Origin of the sequence: Micromonospora sp. NPDC002717 (assembly GCF_040295705.1) — a bacterium.
GTDB lineage: Bacteria > Actinomycetota > Actinomycetes > Mycobacteriales > Micromonosporaceae > Micromonospora.
The window spans coordinates 550103-575193 of sequence record NZ_JBEOVW010000001.1 but is presented as its reverse complement, the minus strand read 5'-3'; the positions used below and the strand labels follow the sequence as shown (position 1 = coordinate 575193).

The 25091-nt window shown below is 74.3% G+C and carries 20 protein-coding genes; 8 read left to right on the top strand and 12 right to left on the bottom strand.

What is annotated here, in order from left to right; translation table 11 throughout:
* Nucleotides 1–17 precede the first annotated feature (17 nt).
* The 6 genes from ABT006_RS02835 to ABT006_RS02810 form a co-directional block, all read right to left on the bottom strand.
* Nucleotides 18–2681, bottom strand: a complete 2664-nt coding sequence (locus tag ABT006_RS02835; protein WP_350702256.1) for an LppU/SCO3897 family protein — start codon at nt 2679–2681, stop codon at nt 18–20.
* 346 nt (nt 2682–3027) lie between these two features.
* The gene (locus tag ABT006_RS02830) at nt 3028–3165 is read right to left on the bottom strand and encodes a hypothetical protein (RefSeq protein WP_165947779.1); all 138 of its coding nucleotides are present in this window, start codon (nt 3163–3165) and stop codon (nt 3028–3030) included.
* Between the two features lie 222 nt (nt 3166–3387).
* Nucleotides 3388–4866: a dihydrolipoamide acetyltransferase family protein gene (locus tag ABT006_RS02825; protein WP_350702706.1), complete on the bottom strand. Its 1479-nt coding sequence runs from the start codon at nt 4864–4866 to the stop codon at nt 3388–3390.
* Nucleotides 4867–4871: 5 nt separating this feature from the next.
* Complete coding sequence (locus ABT006_RS02820; RefSeq protein WP_350702254.1) at nt 4872–5861, bottom strand: alpha-ketoacid dehydrogenase subunit beta; 990 nt, start codon at nt 5859–5861, stop codon at nt 4872–4874.
* Complete coding sequence (gene pdhA / locus ABT006_RS02815; protein ID WP_350702252.1) at nt 5861–7036, bottom strand: pyruvate dehydrogenase (acetyl-transferring) E1 component subunit alpha; 1176 nt, start codon at nt 7034–7036, stop codon at nt 5861–5863. Before pdhA ends, ABT006_RS02820 begins: the two co-directional genes overlap by 1 nt.
* 796 nt (nt 7037–7832) lie before the next feature.
* A complete protein-coding gene (locus tag ABT006_RS02810; RefSeq protein ID WP_350702250.1) occupies nt 7833–8360 on the bottom strand; it encodes a hypothetical protein in 528 nt (175 codons plus the stop codon).
* Between the two features lie 247 nt (nt 8361–8607).
* Between ABT006_RS02810 and ABT006_RS02805 the strand changes: the two genes are divergently transcribed.
* A complete protein-coding gene (locus ABT006_RS02805) occupies nt 8608–9198 on the top strand; it encodes a phosphatase PAP2 family protein (RefSeq protein WP_350702248.1) in 591 nt (196 codons plus the stop codon).
* A 118-nt stretch (nt 9199–9316) separates the two neighbouring features.
* On the opposite strand, the gene ABT006_RS02800 is transcribed toward ABT006_RS02805, so the two are convergent.
* The 3 genes from ABT006_RS02800 to ABT006_RS02790 all read right to left on the bottom strand — a co-directional run bounded on the left by ABT006_RS02800 (nt 9317) and on the right by ABT006_RS02790 (nt 14177).
* A complete protein-coding gene (locus ABT006_RS02800) occupies nt 9317–10540 on the bottom strand; it encodes a hypothetical protein (RefSeq protein ID WP_350702246.1) in 1224 nt (407 codons plus the stop codon).
* 113 nt (nt 10541–10653) lie between these two features.
* Nucleotides 10654–12339, bottom strand: a complete 1686-nt coding sequence (locus ABT006_RS02795; protein ID WP_350702244.1) for a GTPase — start codon at nt 12337–12339, stop codon at nt 10654–10656.
* Complete coding sequence (locus ABT006_RS02790; protein ID WP_350702242.1) at nt 12336–14177, bottom strand: ABC transporter; 1842 nt, start codon at nt 14175–14177, stop codon at nt 12336–12338. Before ABT006_RS02790 ends, ABT006_RS02795 begins: the two co-directional genes overlap by 4 nt.
* Before the next feature lie 220 nt (nt 14178–14397).
* Here ABT006_RS02790 and dnaK point away from each other — a divergent pair, with 220 nt between their 5' ends.
* From dnaK to ABT006_RS02765, 5 genes are all read left to right on the top strand, one after another.
* Entirely contained in the window at nt 14398–16260 is a 1863-nt protein-coding gene (dnaK, locus tag ABT006_RS02785; protein ID WP_350702240.1) for a molecular chaperone DnaK, read from the top strand.
* A 46-nt stretch (nt 16261–16306) separates the two neighbouring features.
* Nucleotides 16307–17041 carry a nucleotide exchange factor GrpE gene (gene grpE, locus ABT006_RS02780; RefSeq protein ID WP_350702238.1) on the top strand — a complete coding sequence of 245 codons (735 nt, stop codon included), beginning with the start codon at nt 16307–16309 and terminating at the stop codon, nt 17039–17041.
* A gap of 83 nt (nt 17042–17124) precedes the next feature.
* The gene (gene dnaJ / locus ABT006_RS02775; RefSeq protein ID WP_350702236.1) at nt 17125–18318 is read left to right on the top strand and encodes a molecular chaperone DnaJ; all 1194 of its coding nucleotides are present in this window, start codon (nt 17125–17127) and stop codon (nt 18316–18318) included.
* Between the two features lie 46 nt (nt 18319–18364).
* The gene (locus ABT006_RS02770) at nt 18365–18805 is read left to right on the top strand and encodes a heat shock protein transcriptional repressor HspR (protein ID WP_350682760.1); all 441 of its coding nucleotides are present in this window, start codon (nt 18365–18367) and stop codon (nt 18803–18805) included.
* A 194-nt stretch (nt 18806–18999) separates the two neighbouring features.
* Nucleotides 19000–19209, top strand: coding sequence for a hypothetical protein (locus ABT006_RS02765; protein WP_350702234.1), 210 nt, complete (start codon nt 19000–19002; stop codon nt 19207–19209).
* A 221-nt stretch (nt 19210–19430) separates the two neighbouring features.
* Here ABT006_RS02765 and ABT006_RS02760 read toward each other — a convergent pair whose 3' ends face one another.
* The 3 genes from ABT006_RS02760 to ABT006_RS02750 all read right to left on the bottom strand — a co-directional run bounded on the left by ABT006_RS02760 (nt 19431) and on the right by ABT006_RS02750 (nt 21755).
* Nucleotides 19431–19862, bottom strand: coding sequence for a hypothetical protein (locus tag ABT006_RS02760; protein WP_350702233.1), 432 nt, complete (start codon nt 19860–19862; stop codon nt 19431–19433).
* A gap of 179 nt (nt 19863–20041) precedes the next feature.
* A complete protein-coding gene (locus ABT006_RS02755) occupies nt 20042–21247 on the bottom strand; it encodes a cation:proton antiporter (protein WP_350702231.1) in 1206 nt (401 codons plus the stop codon).
* A gap of 7 nt (nt 21248–21254) precedes the next feature.
* On the bottom strand, nt 21255–21755 hold the full coding sequence (locus tag ABT006_RS02750; protein ID WP_350702229.1) for a cation:proton antiporter regulatory subunit: 501 nt from the start codon (nt 21753–21755) through the stop codon (nt 21255–21257).
* 233 nt (nt 21756–21988) lie between these two features.
* Between ABT006_RS02750 and clpB the strand changes: the two genes are divergently transcribed.
* Nucleotides 21989–24580, top strand: a complete 2592-nt coding sequence (clpB, locus tag ABT006_RS02745; protein ID WP_350702227.1) for an ATP-dependent chaperone ClpB — start codon at nt 21989–21991, stop codon at nt 24578–24580.
* 112 nt (nt 24581–24692) lie between these two features.
* Nucleotides 24693–25070: a hypothetical protein gene (locus tag ABT006_RS02740; protein WP_350702225.1), complete on the top strand. Its 378-nt coding sequence runs from the start codon at nt 24693–24695 to the stop codon at nt 25068–25070.
* Nucleotides 25071–25091 lie beyond the last annotated feature (21 nt).

The window sequence follows — 25091 nt, the reverse complement described above, 5'->3', positions numbered from 1 at the left end:
CCGCCCCCGTGCTGTGGCTACTTGCCGGCCGGCTTCAGGCAGAGCACCCGGTTCGCCCCGTCGCCGGGGAGCACCACGTGCGGCTGGGCCGGGTCGGCGCACTTGTCCTTCGCGTCCACCTTGGAGACCACGGTGAAGGCACCCGCCTCACCGCAGTTCGCCGCCGCCGCGCCCTCGCCCGACTGCTTGACGCAGCTGCCGACCGCCGGGTCGAAGGCCGGGGCCTCCTCCGTGCCGCCGACCTTGCCGAGCAGCATGAGCAGGCCCAGCGGCACCGCCAGGATCAGCACCGCGGCGACGAGCACCGCGGCGAGCACCCGCCCGTTGCGTACCTTGGGCGTGGGCGCCTCGGTCTTCGGCTCCGCGATGGGCTTGAACGAGTCGAACCGGCCCTGGTCCTGTTCCGGAGCGCCCTGGTCCCAGGAGGACGGGCCGGGCTGCTGCCCGGGCGGCGGGAACGCCGGCGGGAAGGCGTCGCCTGGTGCGGAGTCGGCCATCGGGGCGGGCCCGTAGCCGGGTGCCGCGCCGCCAGCGGCGCCGGCGGCCGGGGTGCCGAAGTGCTCGGCGGGGCGGTCCGCGCCATCGTGCGGCCGGACCCCGTTGACGGGCCGGCCGTTGGCCGGCGCGTCGACGAAGGACGGCACGCCCGGCGGGAAGGCCGGGGGCGCGGCCGGCGACGCGGGCGCGACGGGAGTGGCGGCGCCGAAGGCGGCAGTTCCCTGGTCCCGGTCGTCGAAGCGGGGCTCCGGCCCCTGGTCGAAGCGCGGCTCCGGAGCCCGGTCGAACCGCGTGTCCTGGTCGAACCGGCCGTCGGGACCCTGGTCGAACCGGGCGTCCGGGCCCTGGCCGAATCGCGTGTCCTGGTCGAACCGGGCGTCCGGGCCCTGGCCGAACCGCGTGCCCTGGTCGAACCGCATCTCGGGCCCCTGGTCGAACCGCGGCGGCGGCGCCTGCTCCGGCCGGTGCCCGTGCGGCTCGTCCTGCGCCGGTTCGTCCGCTGGCTCCGGGCGAGCCGGCCGGCCGTACACCCGGGGCTGCGGCGCGGGGGTGCCACCCGACTGCAGGGGCTGGTCGGCCGGCGGCATCACCCGGCTGGCCAGCGGCACCGCGGCGCTCGCCGAGACGCTGCCGGCCGCCCCCTCGGCACCCTCCGGCGAGGTACGCGGAGCGGGCACCACCGGCCCGGCGGTGGACTGCGGCTCCTCGTGCCGGGAGCCGGCCTGCGCCCAGCCCGGCTGCTCCTGCCCGTACGCCGGCACACCGCCCTCCCGGGCGGACTGCTCGGGCGCGAACTGGGCCGGCGGAACGTAGTCGGCCGGCGGGGCGGCGGCCAGGCTGGCGCCGGGCACCCGCTGCTCCTGGGGCGGCAGCGGCACCGCGTTGGCCGGCGAGATACCGGGGCCCGGAGGGGGCTGGTAGATCGGCGGCTCCTCGGCGCGGTCCGTCTCCCAGCCGTTGCCGGCCCGGTTGGCGGCGGGCTCGCCCGCCCCGGCGCGGCCCCACGCCTCGTCCGCCGACCACGGCTCGACGTCCGGTACGGCCGGGCCGCCGACCCGCTGCGGCAGGCTCTCGGCCGCGGGGCCCCACGGCGGCGTCCCGCCGTCGCCGGACGCGGGAACGCCCGCCCGGCCGGGTGGGGTGGAGGTCGGTGCGGAGGTGCCCCAGCCGTTCGGGTCCTCGGGCTGCTGCGGCACCGAGGCCGCGCCTCGGGTCGAGGCCGGCTCGTCCCGGCCCGGCCACTCGTCGCCCTGCTGCTGCCCGGCGGTCCAGCCGCCGGAGCGGGTGGGGTCCTGCGGGGGTTCGGTGTTCCAGCCGCCGGAGCGGGCGGGGTCGTCCTGGGCGGGCCAGGGCTGCGGGGCCGGGGCGGCCTGCGGGACCTGGGCGGCGCCGCGCGCGGCGGGCTCGGGCTGCGCCCACGCCGGGGACGCCTGCTCGTCCTGCGGGACGCCACCCACCCAGCCACCGGAACGGTTCGGGTCATCCTGCTGGGCGGCCCAGCCGTCCTGCCGGGGCCGGTCGTCGGGGGTGGCGTCGTCGGCCCAGCCGCTGGAGCGGGCCTGGTCGTCCTGCTGTCCGGCCGTCCAGCCGCCGGAGCGGTTCGGGTCGTCCTGCTGCTGCCCGGCGGCCCAGCCGCCGGAGCGGGTGGGGTCCTGCGGGGGCTCGGTGTTCCAGCCGCCGGAGCGGGCGGGGTCGTCCTGGGCGGGCCAGGGCTGCGGGGCCGGGGCGGCCTGCGGGACCTGGGCGGCGCCGCGCGCGGCGGACTCGGGCTGCGCCCACGCCGGGGAGGGCTGCTCGGCCTGGGCCCAGGCGGGCTGGTCGGGGGCGGCATGCGGCGGGGCGGCGGCGGCCCATGCGGGACCGGGCTGCTCTCCCGGCGCGCCGGCCCACGCCGGCTGTGGGGACCCGCCGGGGGGTCCCCAGGAGGCGGGCGGGGCGGGGTCGGCCTGCTGCGGAGCCTGGCCGGTGCCCCAGGCGGGGGCCGCCTGCTGCTCGTTCTGGTTGGCCCAGGCGGGAGGGTTCGGCTGCCCAGACGGTGGCGGGGGCGCCCAGCCCAGGTCGGGGGCACCGCCGTAGCCGTTGCCCTGCTGCGCCGGGCGGTCGCCGTACGGCGCCGGTCCGCCGGCGCCCGGCGACACCTCGTCCGGCTGCTGGCCGGGGTGGTGCGTGCCCTCGGACGTCATGCGTGTGCGCCTCCTCCATCACCTGTCGGCCGCCGCTGCCGATCGGTCTGCTCGGCATGGTGGCCGGCGTCGCCGGTGTGCCGACCGTGCCGGCTCCCCGCACCGTATCCGGTGACTGCCCGAGGGCTTCCGGGGAGCACCGGCCGTCACTCCCTGTGGCCGGGCGGTGTCGAGCGGCTTCTATCGACTCGACCTGCTCCCGGTCGGCGGACGACGACCGAAGCCCACCGTACCGGGCGCTGCGGCGGGGTGGAATCCCGGTGTCAATGGGTGTGAAACGCCGATGGCCCGCCCGGGCGGACCGGGCGGGCCATCGATCTGGAGGAGGTGAGGAACGATCTGGGCGTCAGCTCATGTGACGCTGGGCGATGGCGAGGATCTCTTCGCGGACCGCGGGCGAGTTGGCGGAGCGCAGCGCGTGCTCGATGGCACGGGCGCGGCGGTTGGCGTCGCGGCGGTTACGGATTCGCTCGATCATGCTCATGGTGGTCTCTCCTCCTGGCTATTCGGTTGTCAGCCCCTTGATGTCTCTATTGAACCTCAGAACGGCCCCAACTTCCATCGATTATTAGGTGAGCTGGGACACGAGCCGAACAATCGAAGGTCAAACCGCCCCGGGAGCCGATGTTTCTGTATCCCAACGGACACGGCCGGTGTGCCGGGCGTTCACCCGAGGCACACCGGCCGTGGCTGGTGTCGAGACCCGTCAGGTCCAGGCGAGCAGCGCCGCCTCCGGGTCGGCCAGGAAGTCCCCGATGTCACGCAGGAACTTCGAGCCCAACTCGCCGTCGATGATCCGGTGGTCGAACGACAGGCCCAGCGTGGTGACCTGGCGCGGGCGGACCTTGCCCTTGTGCACCCAGGGCATCTCGCGTACGGCGCCGAAGGCCAGGATCGCCGACTCACCCGGGGGCAGGATCGGCGTGCCCGTGTCCACGCCGAAGACACCCACGTTGGTGATCGTCAGCGTGCCGCCGGACATGTCGGCCGGGGAGGTCTTCCCCGCCTTGGCCGTCTGCACCAGGTCGGTCATCGCGTCCGCCAACTCGCGCAGCGAGAGCCGGCCGGCGTCCTTGATGTTCGGCACGATCAGCCCCCGTTCGGTGGCCGCCGCGATGCCCAGGTTGACGTAGTCCTTGACCACGATCTCGTCGCCGGCCCAGGTCGAGTTGACCATCGGGTGGCGCCTGACCGCCAACAGCACCGCCTTGGCGACCAGCAGCAGCGGGGAGACCCGCACGTCGCGCCACTCCCGCCGGCCGCGGAGCCGGTCCAGGGCCTTCATCGCCCGGGTCACGTCGACGGTCAGGAACTCCGTCACGTGCGGGGCGGTGAACGCCGAGCGGGACATGTTCTCAGCGGTGAGCTTGCGTACCCCCTTGACCGGGATGCGCTGCTCGCGGTCCGCGCCGAAGCTCGCCGCCGCCGTGGCCGGGGCCGCCACCGTCAGCGGCTCGGCCGCCGCCGGGGTCCCACTCGCCGCCCGCTGCACGTCCTCCCGGGTGATCGAGCCCAGCGGGCCCGAGCCGGTCAGCGCGGACAGGTCGACGCCGAGGTCCTTGGCGAGCTTGCGGACCGGAGGCTTGGCCAGCACCGGGCCGCCGGCCCGGCCGTGGCCGTTCGTCGGCGCGATCGGCGTCGGCGCGACCGGGGCGGCCGGAGCCACCGGAGCGGCCGGAGCCGGCGGAGCGGCCGGGGCCGCCGCCTGCGCCGGCACCGGGGTGCCGCCCTTGCGCGGGCGCCGCTTGGCGGCCGTGGTCCGCGGGCCGTAGCCCACCAGCACGGCGGTACGCCCACCCGGGGCCGGACCGCCGATCAGGCCCGGCTCGACCGCGCCCTCGGCCGGCGCCACTTCGACCGCGGCCAGCGACGCCGCCGACGGGGCGGGCAGGTCGGCGGCCGGCGCACCGGTCGTAGACGCCTCGATCGGCCCGGCGCCCGGGTCGGTGTCGATCGCGATGATCGGCGTGCCGACCTCGACCGTGGTCCCCTCCGGGTGGAAGATCGCCTGCACCTGGCCGGCCCACTTCGCCGGGATCTCGACGGCCGCCTTGGCCGTCTCCACCTCGACGATCGGCTGGTTCAGCTCGATGACGTCGCCGACCTTGACCAGCCAGGCGAGGATCTCGCCCTCGGTCAGGCCCTCGCCCAGGTCGGGAAGGTTGAACTCCTTGATCCGCGACATGCCGCTCACCAGCCGAAGGTGCGGTCGACGGCGTCGAGCACCCGGTCGAGGTCGGGAAGGTACTCCTCCTCCACCCGCGAGGCCGGGTAGGGAGTGTCGAAGCCCGTCACCCGCAACACCGGGGACTCCAGGGAGTAGAAGCACTCCTCGGTGATCCGGGCCGCGATCTCCGAGCCCAGGCCCAGGTTGCCCGGGGCCTCGTGCACGACCACGCAGCGGCCCGTGCGCTTCACCGACTCGTACGCGGCGGTCAGGTCCAGCGGGGAGATCGTGCGCAGGTCGATGACCTCCAGTTCGCGGCCGTCCTCGGCCGCGGCCGTCGCCGCGTCCAGGCAGGTCCGCACCATCGGCCCGTACGCCAGCAGGGTGGCGTCGGTGCCGGCCCGGGCGACCCGGGCGGAGTGCAGCGGGTACGCCTCGGCCAGCGGGGCGTCCAGCTCGACCGGACCCTTCTCCCAGTAGCGCCGCTTCGGCTCCATGAACACGATCGGGTCGTCCGAGGCGATGGCCTGCTGGATCATCGTGTACGCGTCCTGCGGGCTGGCGCAGCTCACCACCTTGAGGCCGGCGGTGTGGGCGAAGTACGCCTCCGGCGACTCCGAGTGGTGCTCGACCGCGCCGATACCGCCGCCGAAGGGGATCCGGATGACCATCGGGATCTTGACCTTGCCCTGCGAGCGGTAGTGCATCTTCGCCACCTGCGACACGATCTGGTCGTACGCGGGGTAGACGAAGCCGTCGAACTGGATCTCGCAGACCGGGCGGTAGCCGCGGATGGCGAGGCCGACCGCGGTGCCGATGATGCCGGACTCGGCGAGCGGGGTGTCGATCACCCGCTGCTCGCCGAAGTCCTTCTGGAGGCCGTCGGTGATCCGGAAGACGCCGCCGAGCTTGCCGACGTCCTCGCCCATGATGACGACCTTCGGGTCGTTCTCCAGGGCCTTGCGCAGGCCGGTGTTGAGGGCCTTGCCGAGGGTGAGCGTCTCCGTGGCCATCAGTGGGCGCTCCCCTCGAACGACTCCATGTACCTGCTGAACTGCGCCCGCTGCTCGTCGAGCTCGGGGGACCCGGTGGGGTAGACGTGGTCGAACATCGTCACGGGCTCCGGGTTGGGCATGGCGAGCACCCGCTCGCGCAGGTGCACCGACTCGGTGCGGGCCTGCTCGTCGACGTCGGCGAAGAAGTCCGCGTCGGCGATCTGCTGCCGGGTCAGGAACGCCTTCATCCGGGCGATCGGGTCCTTGGCCTGCCAGGCCTCGACCTCGCTGGCGATCCGGTAGCGAGTCGGGTCGTCGGAGGTGGTGTGGGCGCCCATCCGGTAGGTGTAGGCCTCGATCAGGCTGGGGCCCTGGCCGAGCCGGGCGTTGTCCAGCGCGTGCCGGGTGACCGCGTACGACGCGAGCACGTCGTTGCCGTCCACCCGCACCCCGGGGAAGCCGAAGCCGCCCGCCCGCTGGTAGAGCGGGACACGGGTCTGCCGCTCCAGCGGCTCGGAGATGGCGTACTGGTTGTTCTGGCAGAAGAACACCAGGGGGGCGTTGAAGACGCTGGCCCAGACGAACGACTCGTTGACGTCGCCCTGGCTGGTGGCGCCGTCGCCGAAGTAGGCGATCACCGCCTCGCCGTCCTCGGTCCCGGTCTTGCCGTCCATGCTGACGCCCATGGCGTACCCGGTCGCGTGCAGGGTCTGTGCCCCGATCACGATCGTGTACATGTTGAACTTGAACTCGTTCGGGTCCCAGCCGCCCTGGTCGACGCCCCGGAACAGGCCGAGCGGCATGATCGGGTCGATGCCCCGGCAGTAGAGGACGCCGTGCTCCCGGTAGGTCGGGAAGGCCATGTCCTGGGTGCGCAGCGCACGCCCCGAGCCGACCTGAGCGGCCTCCTGGCCCAGCAGGCTGGCCCACAGGCCCAGCTCGCCCTGGCGCTGCAGCGCGGTGGCCTCGGCGTCGAGCTTGCGGACCAGCACGAGGTCGCGGTAGAGCCCGCGGTACTCCTCGTCGGTGAAGTCGACGCGGTACTCCGTCCCGTCCGGGCCGGTCGCGCTCTCGATCCGCTCACCCTCCGGGGTGAGCAACTGCACCAGCTGCGGGTCGCCGGTCGCGCCCTTCCTGGAGCGGGGTGCGGCCCGCCGGCCGCGGCTGGAGACCCCGGGGTCGCCCTTTGCCATCCGTCTCTCCCTGTCTGTCTGCGTCGGCACCGGGGGGTCACCCGGCCGCGCAACTCGTGCGCCTGTCCGGCTGGTGCCGGACCGGTTCCTGGCGGCCGCGCCTAGCCCCGGTGGGGGTTGCCGCGCGGCGTGAAGCCGGATTCTTGGCCGAACCCGGTTCGGGAGCGCCGGCGCCCAGCCGCGCCTGCCGCGGGGGTGCGCGGAGGTCGAGGCTGCGTTGCCGTCGTGGTCCATATTCGCATCACACGTGAGCGCGCCCACAGTACGCCCGCCCCGCACCGCGAGGGCGGCCCGCTTCGTTACACGGAGCGCCGGGTGTCCGTTCCATTGGCGCGCGGCCGATCCGGCGATGGTTCGTCACCGTTCGGGCAGATACGCGTGTCGACACGCGGTAGGGGGTTGGCTGACGGTGCGTCACTGGGCAGGCTGATTGGCGGGAGGATGGCCCAGGTCGGGCGGTTTGCCGGTTCCTCTCGGCGATGTGGGTGCCGCCGGGCGGATCGGGTCGGACGCCGTCGCGGTGTCCCGCTGATCGTCGGGCCGGCGAACGGTCGCGAAGCCGACGGTCGTCCAGCAGGTCGTCGTGGGTGCCGGAGTCGACGATGCGGCCGTGGTCGCGGGCGGAGCGGGGCGGCCGCTGGCCCGGTCGGCGGGAGGCCAACGAGGAGGAGTGCGCGGTGTCCGATCCAGTCGAAGGCCCCGGTGCCCCGTTCCTCGGTCGGCACCGTGCGGCCGGTGGCTACCGCCGACTGGTGGGCGCCCACCGGGCGCCCGGGTCCGGCGGGCCGCCCCGGGGCTACCTGTTCACCGTGGCGCTGCTCGCCGGCACCGCGTCGATGCCGATCCTCGCCGCGATCAGCACCGGCTCCGCCACGGTCGGCAGCAGCGCCCTGCCCGACAGCGGCACCCCGTTCCTGCCCACGCCCTCCGTGGGCCCGGTGGTGATCCCGGTGCCGGCGACGAACCAGCCGGCGGTCGCCCCGCCGACCCCGTCCCCCGCGGTGGCGACCCCGAGCACCTGGCGGCCCGCCGCGCCGGCCCCGCGTACGCCGGTCGTGGCGGCGCCGGGCCCGGGGTCGGTGGTGCGGCCCGCGCCCCCGCCCGCGGTGGTCCCGTCGCGCCCGCCGGGCGGCCGGCCGGTTCCGCTGCCCTCACCGAGCCCGTCCCCTTCCCCGTCCACGTCGCCCTCGCCCGAGCCGACCCTCTCGCCGAGTCCGTCCCCGGTGATCACGGCGACCGGCTCGCCGACCCCGGGACCGTCGACGGCGCCCACGAGCACGGGCTCGCCGCCGCCCACCGACCCCACGCCGACCCCCGGTCCCACGCCGACCTCGTCCCCGACCGGCGTGGCTTCCCGCCTTACGGTCGAGCCCGCCGGAGTGCGGGCCGGCGCCGGGCGGCCACGGGTACGGTGACGGCCGACGGCAGGTGAGCCGCCCGACGGCGCAGCGCGGGTCGGGCCGCCGGTGGGTGGACGGGGTGGCTCCGGGCGCGGCCCGGGGCGGAGCAGAGGCGGAGCGCTGAGCGGAGCGGACGGCACGGGCGCAGGGCCCTCGACCCGCCCGGACGCCGTGCCGCGTCCCGGCCCCACACTGCGGCTCGCCCGGCTCGTCACCGAGCTGACCGCGCCCGCGGTGCTGGTCTCCCTACTGACCGTGGCGGTCGGCTGGCACAGCACCCGGGGCGCGCACGGGCTGGCCTGGGGGCTGCTCGCCACGCTCTTCGTCAGCGGCATCCCGTTCGCGTACATCGTCGGCGGGGTGCGCCGGGGCCGGTTCACCGACCACCACGTGGGCGTCCGCGAGCAGCGCCGCGTCCCGCTGCTGTTCGGCCTCTGCTCGGTCGCTGCCGGCCTGGCCCTGCTCGCGGTCCTCGGCGCGCCCCGTCCGGTGCTGGCCCTGGCCGCCGCCGGGCTGCTCGGCCTGGTGGTCGCCGTGGCCGTCAGTCACTGGTGGAAGATGTCGATCCACTCGGCGGTGGCCGCCGGCACGGTGGTGGTGCTGGTGCTGACGTTCGGCGCCACGCTGCTGGCGACCGCGCCGCTGCTCGCGCTCGTCGGCTGGTCCCGGGTCCGCCTGCGCGACCACACCGTGCCCCAGGTGGTCGCGGGAGCCCTGCTCGGCGCCCTGATCGCGGGCATCGTCTTCGCGCCCCTCCGCTGACCCGTCCTCCGCCCACCGCCCGGCCCCCACCCGGCCGTCCGCCACGATGTCGGTGGCGGGGTGAATCGTCCCGACCGCCGCCGACCTCACGATCAACGCGGACTTTGCGCGGAATCGGTCAGGCGCCCTCGTCGGCCAGGCGGTGGCGGTTGGCCTCGATCCAGGCGTCCAGGGCGGCCGGGTCGTCCGGGTCGACGCCGTCGGCCATCAACTGCGCCACGGCGGCGGTGGCGGGGCTGCGCCGCTCACCCGTGCTGTAGAGGCGGGCGAACTCCGGCACCATCTCCTCGATCGCCGTGTCGGTCTGCGCCGCCGCCCGCTTCGGCAGACCGCGCTTGCGGGCGGCGTACGCGGCCCAGCCGCGCAGCACCCGGGGCAGCAGGGCGGCGTCGTCCATGTCCAGCACCGCCCGCCGGTGCACCCAGTCCAGCAGGAACAGCCCGGACACGGTCGGGCTCCACCGCATCGGGTCGGCGTCCGGGAAGCTGGCCGCGTGGTCCAGCAGCAGGCTGAGGCAGAAGTGCAGCGAGGCCAGCTCCGCCCCGTCGACGGCGTCCAGGCCGAACCGGGCCGCCTCCGGCGAGGCGAGGAACCGGCGGACCAACTCCGTACGCTCGGCGGCGGAGAGCGGCTCGACGGCGGGCGCGGGCACGGCGCGGATGGGGTGGGGCAACCGCGCCAGCCGGGCGCCGAGCAGGGCGCGATCGGTGGCCAGCGAGCCCTCCCCGGGCAGCTCGCTCAGGCCGTCGGTGATCGTCAGGTGCCGGCCCACCTCGGCGTGCATCCGGGCCGGCTCCTCGTCGCGGAACCAGGTCAGCTCGTCCCCGGCGCACATCTGCCGCACCTGGTCGAGGATCCGGTCGGGCGGCCCGCCGACGAAGACGTCCTTGGTGATGCCGATGTTGTGGTCGAGCAGCGTCACCACCGCGTGCGCCGGCCCGCCGGCCGGGTCGTCGTACGCGAAGGTCGCCAGGTAGGAGGTCTGGTCGCCGTACACGTCGCCGTAGGACCAGCAGCCGGTGAGGTGGACCCGGCCGAGGTGGGCGGCCCAGGCGGGGGTGGCGGCGCCGGGGCGGACCCGGGCGGCACCCTCGGCGTCGGGCACCAGCGCGGCGAAGACCGAGCGGACGGTGGTCGCGGCGGCCGAGCGGCGACGGGAGGTGGCGGCCAGGAAGCCGGCCACGAACTCCCGCACCGCGCTGTCGCGGTCGGTCTCCGCGACCGCGTAGACGCTGCCGAGCAGGGCCGCGCCGAGCATCTCCGCGTCGAGGGCGTTCTCCAGCTTGGCCACGTCGCGGGCGGCGTGCAGCACCGCGTCGTACGGGGTCTGAGGCGTTCCCATCCACCGACCCTACGCTGCCGCCCGGCTCCGGACGGCACGAGCGACCCGAGCATCGCCCGCGTCGTGGACACCCACCACCGCCGACCTGCGGCTGCCGCCGACGTGTGCCCGGGTCAGCGGCCGGCTGCGTCCCGCAGGGCGGCCCGGGCCTCGGCGTAGGAGGCGAGCACCGCCCGCACCGGGGCCAGCACCTGCTCCTCGCCGACCGTCGTCACCCGCTCGGTGAGCCGGTGCTCGGCGCGGCGGCGGGCACGGCGGGCCGCCCACCGGACGGCCGGCCTGGTCAGGGCCGCCACCAGCAGCCCGGCGAGCAGGCCGCCGAGGAACAGCAGGGTGGGCAGCGGCACCTCGCCGACGGTCGGGTCGGCCAACTCCGGCAGGCCCAGCGCGCGCAGCCCGTAGCCGAGCGCCAGCCAGGCGAGCCCGGCCAGCGCGGCCAGGGTCACCAGCCACTGGAGGCCGCCGACGATCCGCCACCAGAGCGGCCGCCGGTCCATGCCGAGGTCGGTGCCGGCGACCGCGCGGTCCAGCGCGTCCGGCAGGTCGCCGAGGCGGGACCGGGCGGCGGCGGTCACCGCGGCGGGCCAGGAGGCGGGCAGTTCCGCCCCGGCCCGGTCGGCCACGGACCGGATCGCCAGCCCGAGCGCGGAGCGTTGCGCGGCGGTGGGGTCGGGCACCGAGGTCGCGGCGACCAGGCTCTCCGCCGGCTCGTCGCGCTCGCCGGCCGGGCCGGCCAGGTGCAGCCGGCGCAGCGGGTCGGGCCGCAGCCGCCGCCAGCCCCGGACCAGCGGCCAGCCGGTGGCGGCGGCGCCCCGGTGCCGGTACGCCTGCTCGACCGCCTCGGCGACCGTCGGCACCCCGGCGGCGCCGGCCAGCGCCCGGTGCAGCGCGGCGACGGCGGCGTCGTCCGGCCCGGCGGCCGGCGACCCGCCCCCGACCAGCTCGTCGAGCCCGGCCACCACCGTGTCCACGTCACCCTGGAGCCGGCGCAGCGCGGCCTGCCGCCCGGCCACCGTCCGTTCCAGCGCCTCCCGGAGCCCGACCATGCCCGCCGGTTCCACGGCGGTGGTGGCCTGCAGCGGGACGCCGGCCAGGCCGTCCGCGTCGAGCAGGCGGCGCAGGTCGGCCAGCACCCGGGGCAGCTCGGCCGGGGGCAGCCGGTCGGCCTGGTTGAGCACGACCAGCGTGACGTCCCTGTGCCGGTGGAACTCGCGCAGGTAGCTGGTGTGGATGACGCGGTCGGCGTACTTCTGCGGGTCGACCACCCAGACCACGAGGTCGACCAGGCCGAGCAGGCGGTCCACCTCCAGCCGGTGGGACCGCTGCACCGAGTCGAAGTCGGGCAGGTCGAGCAGGATCAGCCCGTGCAGGGCGGACTCGTCGTCGCCGTCGAGCACGCTCTCCCGGACGAACCGGTGCCGGGGCAGCACGCCGACCCAGTCGAGCAGCCGGTTGCCGCCGTCGAGCGGCCCCCAGACGCAGGCGTGCGTGACTCCGGTGGTGGGGCGGCGCACCCCGACCGGGGAGAGCTCCATCCGGGCGAGCGCGTTGAACAGGCTGGACTTGCCGCTGCCGGTCGCGCCGGCGAGGGCCACCACGGTGTGGTCGCGGGAGAGCGCCAGCCGGGTGCCGGCCCGCTCGACCAGGGTGTGCGCCGGCACGAGTCGCGAATCCGGCAGGTGGCCGTCGACGACCGCGAGGAACCGGCGTACGGCGTCGAGGCGGGCGATCAGCGCGTCGGCGTCCACCTGTCGGTCACCACGGAGCGCCTCGCGCATCCGCCCGACGATGTTCGTCATGATCCTCCGCCCTCGGTGCCGGGGAGGCGCGCGGCGTCCGCGTCGGCGAGGCCGCTGCGGTGCCGGGCCATCTCCACCCCGTTGCCGGCCCGGCGCAGGGCCTCCGCGGTGTCCGCGGCGGGCCGGGCCTCCGTCGTCCGGGCCAGGTAGCGGGCGGCCTCGTCGTCCAGCAGGGCCCGCACCCGCTCCAGCAGGTCGGCCCGGGCCTTGGCGGCGAGCGTACGCACGGCCTGGTCGCCGAAGACCGCCTGGAGCACGGTCTGCGCGGCGACCGTGGTGCCGGCCCCGGTGGCGACCTCCAGCCCGGTCGGGATGAACGCGGTCGAGGCGAACACGGCGATCATCACGGCGAGCCCGGTGGCGTTGACGGCGTACGCGGCCGTGCGGGCCACGAAGCGCCGGTCGCCGCCCTCGACCCGCACCAGCTCCAGCACGCCGCGCTGCCACTCCCGGACCAGGCGCTCGGCCCGCTCGGGCAGGTCGCCGGCGGGGTGGGCGAGCTCCGGTTCGAGCAGCGCCGCCCCGGCGGGATGCGCCTTCCACCCGGTGTACGCGTTCTCCGCCGCCTCGGCGGCGACGCCGCGCAGCAGGGTCACCAGCTGGGACTCGATCGCCTCGCGCAGCTCGGAGGCGGGCGCGGGACGGCCGGTGACGGCGGCCACCATCCGGTCGCGGAGCCGCCCGATCCGGGCCTCCAGCGTGCGGAAGAACTCCCCGGTGCCGACGAACTCCTGCCAGCGGGCGAGCACCTCGCCACGGAGCAGCCGACCGTCCTTCAGCCCCTGCTCGACGGTCCGGTGCGCCCCCCGGTACGCCGCCCGCACCCGCTCGTCGAGCGCGTCGGCGGCGGTCACCTGCTCGTCGGCGGCGTCGGCGAGACCCTCGACCGCCGGGCGCAGCGCGGCGAGTGCGCCGTCGAGGGTCTGCCGGACCACGGCCGCCCGGACGTCGGCGTCGGCGGCCAGCCGGGCGAACCAGGCGGAGAGCGGCGCGGTCACCCGGTCGGGCAGCAGGCCCTGCCCGTCGACCCAGGTCTCCGGCAGCACGAACAGCGGGGCCGCGCCGAGATCCTGCGCGGCGAGCATCTCCGACAGGTGGGCGGCGATCTCGTCGGCCGCCTCCGGGGGCACCCGGTCCAGCACCATGGCGATCACCGCGCCCCGGGCCCGGGCGCCGCGCAACAGCTCCCAGGGGACCGCGTCGGCGTAGCGGGCGGCGGTGGTGACGAAGAGCCAGAGGTCGGCGGCGGCCAGGAGTTGGCCGGCCAGGGCCCGGTTGGCGTCGACCACCGAGTCGATGTCGGGGGCGTCGAGGAAGGCCAACCCGGGCGGCAGGGCGGGGGCGGTGACCAGTTGCAGGGTGTGCGGGTCCTCGCTGGGCTCGTTGGTGCGGGTGAGGCCGGGCAGCAGCTCGCCCTGACGGAACCAGCCGGAGTCGGCCGGGCTGCACACCAGCACCGGGGAGCGGGTGGTGGGCCGGAGCACCCCGGCCGCGCTCACCCGCGCCTGCACAAGGCTGTTGACGAGGGTGGACTTGCCCGCGCCGGTGGACCCGCCGACCACCACGAGCAGCGGCGCGTCGAGCCGGCGCAGCCGGGGCAGCAGGTAGTCGTCGAGCTGGTCGGTGAGGCTCCCGGCGGCCCGTCGGGCGGGCTCGGCGGAGGGCAGCGCCAGCGGGAACCGGGCCGCCCCGATCGCGGCGCGCAGGCCGGCCAGCGCGGCGGGCAGGCTGGAGTCCCCGGTGGTGGCGGGCCGGTCCTCCCCGGCGTCCGCGGAGCCGGTGCGGGCTGCGACGGTGGGCGCGTCGGCCTGGGTGGCGGAGTCGCCGTGCGTCGTCACCGCTAAAGCGTGCCCGACCGACGCAAGCGAAGACAACCGGCCGGTAGTACCCGTGACTTGCGTCGGGTCGGCTCAACCTCGACTTGACGATTTCCGGGGGCGTGGCACTATTGAGTCAAGTTCACTCAACTTGTGGTGGGGTCGCTGCGGGCGACGCCCGCCACGCAGCTCAGGGCGGTGCCCACGAGCGCTCACAACGTCACGAAGCGAGGAAGCGAAGATGGCACGTGCGGTCGGTATCGACCTCGGCACGACGAACTCCTGCGTCAGCGTCCTGGAGGGCGGTGAGCCCACCGTCATCGCCAACGCTGAGGGCTCGCGGACGACCCCGTCGATCGTCGCGTTCGCCCGCAACGGCGAGGTGCTCGTCGGTGAGGTCGCCAAGCGCCAGGCGGTGACCAACCCGGACCGGACGATCCGCTCGGTCAAGCGGGAGGTCGGCACCAACTGGTCCGTCGACATCGACGGCAAGAAGTACACCCCGCAGGAGATCTCGGCCCGCACGCTGATGAAGCTCAAGCGGGACGCCGAGGCGTACCTGGGCGAGCAGATCACCGACGCGGTGATCACCGTCCCGGCCTACTTCAACGACAGCCAGCGCCAGGCCACCAAGGAGGCCGGCGAGATCGCCGGCTTCAACGTGCTGCGGATCGTGAACGAGCCGACCGCGGCGGCCCTGGCGTACGGGCTGGACAAGGGCTCCAAGGAGCAGACCGTCCTGGTCTTCGACCTCGGCGGCGGCACCTTCGACGTGTCGCTGCTCGAGCTGGCCGAGGGCGTCATCGAGGTCAAGTCGACCAGCGGTGACAACGACCTCGGTGGTGACGACTGGGACCAGCGCATCATCGACCACCTGGTGAAGACCTTCCGGGGCGAGCACGGCATCGACCTGGCCCAGGACAAGATGGCCCTGCAGCGGCTCCGCGAGGCGGCCGAGAAGGCCAAGATCGAGCTGTCCGCCGCCACCACCACCAACATCAACCTGCCGTACATCACGGCCGGCGCGGCGGGCCCGCTGCACCTGGACGTGACGCTCAGCCGGGCCGAGTTCCAGCGGATGACGCAGGACCTGCTGGACCGCTGCAAGGGCCCGTTCGAGCAGGCCGTGAAGGACGCCGGCATCAAGGTCTCCGACGTCGAGCACGTCATCCTGGTCGGCGGCTCGACCCGCATGCCGGCCGTGACCGACCTGGTCAAGCAGCTCACCGGCAAGGAGCCCAACAAGGGCGTCAACCCGGACGAGGTCGTCGCCGTCGGCGCCGCCCTGCAGGCCGGTGTGCTCAAGGGCGAGGTCAAGGACGTCCTGCTGCTCGACGTGACCCCGCTGAGCCTGGGCATCGAGACCAAGGGCGGCATCTTCACCAAGCTGATCGAGCGCAACACCACCATCCCGACCAAGCGCTCCGAGGTCTTCACCACGGCGGACGACAACCAGCCGTCGGTGCTGATCCAGGTGTTCCAGGGCGAGCGGGAGATCGCGGCCTACAACAAGAAGCTCGGCACCTTCGAGCTGACCGGCCTCCCGCCGGCGCCGCGCGGCGTGCCGCAGATCGAGGTCACCTTCGACATCGACGCCAACGGCATCGTCAACGTCCACGCCAAGGACCTCGGCACCGGCAAGGAGCAGAAGATGACGATCACCGGCGGCTCCTCGCTGCCGAAGGACGACATCGAGCGCATGCGCCGCGACGCCGAGGAGCACGCCGAGGACGACAAGCGTCGCCGCGACGAGGCCGAGACCCGCAACCTGGCCGAGGCGCTCCAGTGGCAGACCGAGAAGTTCCTGGCCGAGAGCGGCGACAAGCTGCCGTCGGAGTCCCGTGACCAGATCAACGAGGCGCTCGGCGAGCTGCGTGGCGCCCTCGGTGGTCAGGACATCGAGAAGATCAAGTCGGCGCACGAGCGGCTGGCGCAGGTCTCCCAGCAGGCCGGTTCGCTGCTCTACAGCCAGCAGGGTGAGCAGCCGGGCGAGGCCGGTCCGGGTGCCGCGGGTGCGGCGGGCGCCGGGGCGACCGGTGGCGCGCAGGCCGGCGGCGCGGACGACGTGGTCGACGCGGAGATCGTGGACGAGGACAAGAAGTGACGGTCCGTCCCGGACACGGCACCACGGCAGAGGATGAGGTAACCCCATGACGGAGAAGCCACGAGCCGCCGACCCGGGTGCGACCGGGTCGACGCCGGGTGGCTCCGCGCCCGCCGAGCAGGCCGGCGACGGGCCGCGGGTCGTCATCCGCAACAACCGCAAGATCAGCGAGACCAGCGAGCCGGCCGCGACCGCCGCCGACGCCGGGTCGGACGCCCCGGCCGAGGGGCTGGTCGAGGAGGCCGAGGTCGTGGTCGACGAGATCGAGGTCGAGGCGGCCGAGGTGGCCGGCCCGCCGGTGGTGGACGCCCCGGCACAGCCGGCCGACGGCGGCGGGACGGCGCTCGGCGCCGAACTGGAGGCGCTGCGTAAGGACCTCGACGAGCGGACCCGGGACCTGCAGCGGGTGACGGCGGAGTACGCCAACTACCGCAAGCGGGTGGACCGGGACAAGGGTCTGGTCACCGAGCAGGCGACCGGGGCGATGCTCGCCGCGCTGCTGCCGATCCTCGACGACCTGGACCGGGCCCGCGAGCACGGCGACCTGGTCGGGCCGTTCGGCACGATGGCCGAGCAGCTCACGGCGGCGCTCGGCAAGTTCGGGCTGACGGCGTTCGGCGAACAGGGCGACTCGTTCGACCCGACCCGGCACGAGGCGGTGGCCCACCAGACCTCGGCCGACGTCACCGAGCCGACCTGCGTGCAGGTGATGCGTCGGGGCTACCAGGTCGGGGAGCGGCTGCTGCGGCCCGCCATGGTCGCGGTCGCCGACCCGGAGTAGTGCGCAACGACGACCGGATCGTCCCGCCCACCCCGAACGGGTGGGCGGGACGGTCGGTCCCCAGGTAGGGAGGGGGTGGACCGGTGAGTTCCAAGGACTGGATCGAGAAGGACTTCTACGCCGTGCTGGGCGTGGACAAGGCCGCCTCCGGCGACGACATCAAGAAGGCGTACCGGAAGCTGGCGCGGGATTCGCACCCGGACCACAACCCCGGTGACCCGAAGGCCGAGGAGCGTTTCAAGGCCGCCTCCGAGGCGTACGCGGTGCTCGGCGACGACGCCAAGCGCCGCGAGTACGACGAGCTGCGCTCGCTGTTCGGCTCGGGCGCGTTCCGGCGCAACGCCCGTGGCGCCGGCCAGCCCGGCGGCATGCCGTTCGACGTCTCCGACCTGTTCGGGGGCGCGGCCGGTGGGGGTGGCGACCGCCGCTTCGGCGGGGCCGGCTTCCAGGACCTGTTCAGTTCGATCTTCTCCGGCGGCGCCGCTGGTCCCGGCGGCGGGCCGGCGACCCGTGGCCCGGCGCGGGGGCGGGACGTCGAGGCCGAGGTGGCCCTCGACTTCGACGACGCCGTACGCGGGGTGACCGTCCCGTTGACGCTGCGCGCGCCGGGTGTCTGCGACACCTGCCACGGCAACGGGGCCAAGCCCGGCACCCAGCCGCGCACCTGCCCGGTGTGCCATGGAGCCGGGGTGACCACCCGCAACCAGGGGTCGTTCAGCTTCTCCGAGCCGTGCCGCAACTGCCAGGGCGTGGGCACGATCGTGGAGGAGAAGTGCCCGGAGTGCCAGGGCACCGGCGGGGTCACCAAGACCCGCACGCTGAACGTCCGCTTCCCGGCCGGGGTGGCCGACGGCCAGAAGATCCGGCTGGCGGGGCGGGGCGAGCCCGGCCCGCGGGGCGGCCCGGCCGGCGACCTCTTCGTACACGTCAAGGTGCGACCGGACGACCTGTTCGGGCGTACGGGCGACGACCTCACGCTGACCGTGCCGATCACGTTCGCGGAGGCCGTGCTCGGCACGGACCTGCGGGTGCCCACCCTCGACGGCGCGGTGACCCTGCGGGTGCCACCGGGCACGCCGAGCGGCCGGATCCTGCGGGCCCGCGGCAAGGGGGTGGTCCGCCGTGACGGGCAGGCGGGTGACCTGCTGGTGACCCTCGACGTGGTGGTGCCCGCGCGGGTGTCCGACGAGGCGCGTACGGCGTTGGAGAGCTTCGCCGCGCAGACCCCGCCGGCCGCCCGGGAACATCTCGACGCGCGGGTGCGTCGATTCAGTTGACCCGGTGTTCAGTCGGCTCGGTGGAGTGCACGCGGAGGTGAGCGGGATGTCGGACGAGTTCGTCGGTTCGGGTGACCCTGCCTACGAGGCCAAGGTGCTGATGATCTCGGTGGCGGCACGGATGGCGGGGATGCACCCGCAGACCTTGCGCCAGTACGACCGGCTGGGCCTGGTCCAGCCGGGTCGGGCGGCCGGCGGCGGCCGCCGCTACAGCGTGCGGGACGTGGTGCTGCTGCGCGAGGTGCAGCGGCTCAGCCAGGACGACGGCATCAACCTGGCGGGGGTCAAGCGCATCATCGGGCTGGAGCGGCTGCTGGAGCAGGCCCAGCAGCGGGTGGCCCGGCTGGAGGCGGAGCTGGACGCCGCGTACCGCCGGATCGCCGAGCTGGAGTCGTTGGCCCGCTTTCCGGGCAGCGACCTCGTCCCGACCAACCGCACCTCCACCGCGCTGGTGGTCTGGCGTCCCCGGCGGGGCCCCGACCGCTGACGACACCTCACCGCGCCCGGCCGCCCTCCCGCGGCCGGGCGCGGTCGTCTTTCCGCCCCCGCCACCGCCCGGGACGTGCGTCGTCTCGGCAAGGCCCCCCGGTTGCCGGTTTGCCGGCGGGGACGACGCCCGGTCCGCTAGCCTCAAAATCAGGTCCAACCATCTCAATCCGGACTCCGATGGCAGGGGGAGCCATGACGGAAGCGGCGAGGAAGGTTGCCCAGCAGACCGAGGAACGGCTCGACGAGGTGGCGAAGAACGTCCGGGAGAGATTCGACCGGTTCACCGAGAGCCGCTTCACCGACGAGATCAAGAACGGCAGGTTCGCCGACCAGGTCGACCACGGCATCGACCAGGGACGCGACGAGGCGAGACGCCGCGAGCAGGGCGGATCGGAACGCTGACGATCCGCCGACGTGCGGGCCGGGACCCACGGGGGGTCCCGGCCCGTTCGCCGTCCAGAGGCGGGCCGGGACGCCAGAGGTCCCGGGCGGGGGTCCCGGCCCGTTCGCCGTCCAGAGGCGGGCCGGGACGCCAGAGGTCCCGGGCGGGGGTCCCGGCCCGTTCGTCGTTACGGAGTGCGGGCGGGGACGCCCCGGGTGCGCCGTGCGGGTGCGTGGGGCGCTCAGGCGATGCGGCGGTTCTCCCGGACCAGGCCGCCCTCGCACCAGTCCCGGTAGACGAAGAGCTCCGGCCGGGCCAGCAGCACCCGGCTGTTGTACGCCCAGGTGCGCATCAGGTCGTCGCCGTTCCGCTCGGCCTGCTCGACCAGCTTCCGGAAGCGCCGCTTCGGGTGGGCGCGGAATTTCGTCCGGATGCCGTCGGCGGCGTAGATGTAGAGGCAGTGCAGGGCGAACCGGCGGGCCGGGCAGGTCGCGTCCATCGCCAGGTCGAAGAGCACCGCCACCAGCCGGTCACCGGAGACCAGCAGGTCCCAGTCCGGCGGCATGGAGGTCAGCGGCACGGAGTCGGGCTGGAAGGCCCACGCGCGCAACTCGGCGGGGGTCGGATCGACGGGGTTGGCGAAGCCGTGGAACGTCGACTCCTGCACGCTCACCGGCCAACCTTCCGCTCTCGTCCGCGGGGGCTCAGGCCGTCCGCGAGCTCTGGCTGCTGGGGCGAAACGGTAACCCGGCGCGTTGACCGGCGGTAGACCCCGCCGGAGGCAATTCGACAACCGTTGGGCGAGGGCCGGGCCGACCGTACGGTCGACCCGGCCCTCGACGGTGACGTCGGTCAGTCGTGCGCCGGCACCGGTTGGGCCCGCTGGGCCGCGCCGCGCTTCCGCAGCCAGCGCTTGAACCACGCGAAGTCGGGCAGCCGCGCCAGCATCGGCCCGGTCACGACCGTGATCAGCACGTACGCCGTGGCGAGCGCGGCCAGCTTCGGGTCGACGCTGCCGGCGGCAACCGCGAGTCCCGCGATGACGATGGAGAACTCTCCCCGGGGCACCAGGGTCAGGCCGGCCCGCCAGCGACCGGGCTCGGCGATGCCGACCCGGCGAGCCGCCAGGTAACCGGTGAGCGTCTTCGTGGCCATGGTGATCACGGCCAGCGCGAGCGCGGGCAGCAGCACCGGCGGGATGTCCCGCGGGTCGGTGACCAGACCGAAGAAGACGAAGAAGACCGCCGCGAAGAGGTCCCGCAGCGGGGTGAGCAGCTCGGTCGCGTGGTGCGCCACCGGTCCGGACAGCGCGATGCCGACCAGGAACGCGCCGACCGCCGCCGACACCTGGAGCTTCGCCGCGATGCCCGCCACCAGCAGCGTCATCCCGAGTACGCCGAGCAGCAGCGCCTCCGGGTCCTTCGCCGACATGGCGGTGGAGATCAGGTTGCCGTACTTGATCGCGACCACCAGCACCAGCAGCACGGTGCCGACCGCGACACCGAGCGCGATGCCGCCGCCCAGCAGGCCGCTGCCGGCGAGCACCGCGGTCGCCAGGGGCAGGTAGAACGCCATCGCCAGGTCCTCGATCACCAGGACCGAGAGGATCACCGGGGTCTCCCGGTTACCGAGGCGGCCCAGGTCGGCGAGGACCTTGGCGATGACCCCCGAGGAGGAGACCCAGGTGATGCCGGCGAGCACCAGGGCGGCGACCCAGTCCCAGCCGAGCAGCAGCGCGAACGCCGCCCCGGGCAGCGCGTTCAGCAGCCCGTCGATCAGGCCGGCCGGGGCCGCGGCGCGCAGGTTGCCGACCAACTCGTTGGCCGAGTACTCCAGGCCCAGCATGACCAGCAGCAGGATCACGCCGATCTCGGCGCCGACCGCGAAGAACTCCTCGCTGGCGGCCAGGGGCAGCAGGCCGCCGTGCCCGAAAGCGAGCCCGGCGAGCAGGTAGAGGGGGATGGGCGAGAGACCGATCCGGCGGCTCAGCCGGCCGAGGAGGCCGAGCAGGAAGAGCAGTGCACCGACTTCGATGAGTAGTGTTGTCGTTTCGTGCATCCGCGCCTCAGCCGTCCGGGTCGCTGTCGGCAAGGATGGCTGTCACCCCGTCGAGGCCCTGACGGGTCCCGACCACGACCACCACGTCACCGGCGGCGAAGCGGAAGGAGGGCTCCGGCGAGACGATCACCTCGCCGTGGCGCAGCACGGCCACGATCGAGGCGCCCGTGCGGGAACGTGCCTGCGTGTCCCCGAGCTTCCGGTTGACGTACTTCGAGCCGGCCGGAATGGCGATCTGCTCGGTGAGCAAGCCGGCGGCCTGCTCCCGCAGCCCGGACAGCTGACCGAGCATCAGCGACGCGCCGAGGATGTCGGCGAGCGCCTCCGCCTCGTCGTCCGTCAGCGGTATGTCGTGCTGACATGAGTCGGGATCGTCCGGGTCGTACAGGACGAGGTCACGGCGGCCATTGCGGTGGGAGACCACACCGAGGCGGCGACCGGACTCCGTCAGCAGATCGTGACGGACCCCGATTCCCGGCAGGGCAGTCTGTTCAACACGTACGCGCACACGGCCAGGCTACCCCTGGTCGGCATGCGCAGATCTTGGCAGCGAGCGCCGTTCCGCTGTGTGGTCGCTCAGCGATTCTCCGCCACGGGAACGGCCCGTCCAATCGATCACTCGGGCACCTCTGGGCACGGCCGGACAGCGAGAGTGATCCAGCTCACACGGGCAGGGTTGAGCGGAATAGGCTCAACTCTGGTTGTGTCCTTCCCAGTGGACACGCCGATCCGGGGGAGCCCATGAACACGGAACGACTCACCACCAAGAGCCGCGAGACCATCACCGGTGCCGTCGCGACGGCGAACCAGCGCGGTCACGCCACCGTGGAGCCCTGGCACCTGCTGCTGGCGCTGCTGGACACCGAGGGCTCGACCGCCGCCGGCCTGCTGCGCGCCGTCGGGGCCGACCCCGCCGAGCTGCGCCGGGTCGCCCAGCGCTCGGTCGACGCCCTGCCCGCCGCGCGCGGCTCCAGCATCGCCGAGCCGACCCTGGCCCGCGAGTTCGTCAACGCCATCGGGGCCGCCGAGCAGATCGCCCGGCCGCTCGGCGACGAGTACACCTCCACCGAGCACCTGCTCGCCGGCCTGGCCCGGGTGGGTGGCGCGGTGTCGGGCGCGCTGAAGTCGGCCGGCGCCACCGAGGAGAACCTCGTCGCCGCCTTCCCGACCGTGCGCGGCGGGGACCGGCGGGTCACCACCGCCGACCCCGAGCAGACCTACCAGGCCCTGGCCAAGTACGGCGTGGACCTGACCGCCAGCGCCCGCGACGGCAAGATCGACCCGGTCATCGGCCGGGACTCGGAGATCCGCCGGGTGATCCAGGTGCTGTCCCGGCGTACCAAGAACAACCCGGTGCTGATCGGCGAGCCGGGCGTCGGCAAGACCGCGATCGTCGAGGGCCTGGCCCAGCGGATCGTCGCCGGCGACGTGCCCGAGTCGCTGCGCGACAAGAAGCTGGTCTCGCTCGACCTCGGCGCGATGGTCGCCGGCGCGCAGTACCGGGGCCAGTTCGAGGAGCGGCTGAAGTCCGTCCTGGAGGAGATCAAGAACTCCAACGGACAGGTCATCACCTTCCTCGACGAGTTGCACACCGTCGTCGGCGCCGGCAAGGGCGAGGGCTCGATGGACGCCGGCAACATGCTCAAGCCGATGCTGGCCCGCGGCGAGCTGCGGATGGTCGGCGCGACCACCCTCGACGAGTACCGCGAGCACATCGAGAAGGACCCGGCCCTGGAGCGCCGCTTCCAGCCGGTGCTGGTCGGCGAACCGACCATCGAGGACACCATTGGCATCCTGCGCGGCCTCAAGGAGCGCTACGAGGTGCACCACGGCGTACGCATCACCGACGCCGCCCTGGTCGCCGCCGCGTCGCTGTCGGACCGCTACATCACCGACCGGTTCCTGCCGGACAAGGCGATCGACCTGGTCGACGAGTCCGCCTCCCGGCTCCGCATGGAGATCGACTCCCGGCCCGTCGAGGTGGACGAGATCGAGCGGGCGGTGCGCCGGCTGGAGATCGAGGAGATGGCGCTGGCCAAGGAGCCCGACGCCGCCTCCGCCGAGCGGCTGGAGCGGCTGCGCAAGGAGCTGGCCGACAAGCGCGAGCAGCTCACCGCCCTCGCCGACCGCTGGAAGCTGGAGAAGGACCACATCACCAAGCTCTCCACCGCCAAGGAGGAGCTGGAGCGGCTCGGCGGCGAGGCCGAGCGGGCCGAGCGCGACGGCGAGCTGGAGCGCGCCGCCGAGCTGCGCTACGGCCGGATCCCCGCCCTCAAGACCGAGCTGAAGCAGGCCGAGGAGGAACTGGCCCGGCTCCAGGCCGACGGCGCGATGCTCAAGGAGGAGGTCGGCGCCGACGACATCGCCGCCGTCGTCGCTTCCTGGACCGGCATCCCTGCCGGCCGGCTGCTGGAGGGCGAGACCGCCAAGCTGCTGCGGATGGAGGAGTCGCTGGGCGCCCGCGTGGTCGGCCAGGCCCAGGCCGTGGGATCGGTCTCCGACGCGGTCCGCCGCGCCCGGGCCGGGGTCGCCGACCCGGACCGCCCGACCGGCAGCTTCCTCTTCCTCGGCCCGACCGGCGTCGGCAAGACCGAGCTGGCCAAGGCGCTCGCCGAGTTCCTCTTCGACGACGAGCGGGCCATGGTCCGCATCGACATGAGCGAGTACGGCGAGAAGCACTCCGTCGCCCGCCTGGTCGGCGCCCCGCCCGGCTACGTCGGCTACGAGGAGGGCGGCCAGCTCACCGAGGCGGTGCGCCGCCGGCCGTACTCGGTGATCCTGCTGGACGAGGTCGAGAAGGCCCACCCGGACGTCTTCGACGTCCTGCTCCAGGTGCTGGACGACGGCCGGCTCACCGACGGGCAGGGCCGCACGGTGGACTTCCGCAACGCCATCCTGATCCTCACCTCCAACCTCGGGTCGTCGGTGATCGGCGACCTGACGCTGGCCGAGGAGCAGCGCCGGGAGGGCGTCCTCGCGGTGGTCCGGTCGCACTTCAAGCCGGAGTTCCTCAACCGGCTGGACGACATCGTGGTCTTCGCCGCGCTGCACGGTGACGACCTGCGGGCCATCGTGGACATCCAGCTCGACCGGATGCGCAGGCGGCTGGCGGACCGCCGCCTCGGCCTGGACATCACCGACGCCGCCCGGGGGTGGCTCGCCGAGCACGGCTACGACCCGATCTACGGGGCCCGGCCGCTGCGCCGCCTGGTCCAGACGGCGATCGGGGACCAGCTCGCCAAGGCCCTCCTGGCCGGCCGGATCCGCGACGGCGACACGGTGCGCGTCGACCTGGCGGACACGAAGGACGCCCTCTCGGTCTCGACGGCCTGACCCCCGCCCGACCGCGTCGATCATGAGGTTGGCGGCGAGTTGGATCTCGGCGACTGCCGCCAACCTCATGATTCAAGGAGTCGCGCGGGGTGCGGCGGGGAAGGAGAAGGGCATGTTCGGGATCGGGAAGAGGGACCGGGAGGTCGAGGCCGCCCTCGACGAGCTACGGCAGGCCGACACGGTGGCGTTCGGCGGGGTCGGGATCGCCGGCACGCTGCTGCCGGTGACCGAGGCGTACCGGCGGGTCGAGGCGGCGCTCGCCGACGACCCCGAGGGCGTACGCGGGCAACTCGACCGGCTGCTCGCCGAGGGCACCCCGGCGGGCCGCGTCTACGCCGCCACGCTGCTTGAACGGCTCGACCCGGCGGCCGGTCGGGCGGCCTGGACGGCGCTGCGGGACGACCCGGCCGAGTTCGGCACGTTCACCGGCTGCGTCATGGGCCGCGCCACCCTGGGCGGCTACGCGTCGGAGCGGCTCGCCGGAGCATGATCCGTTCGCCGGCCGACCCCG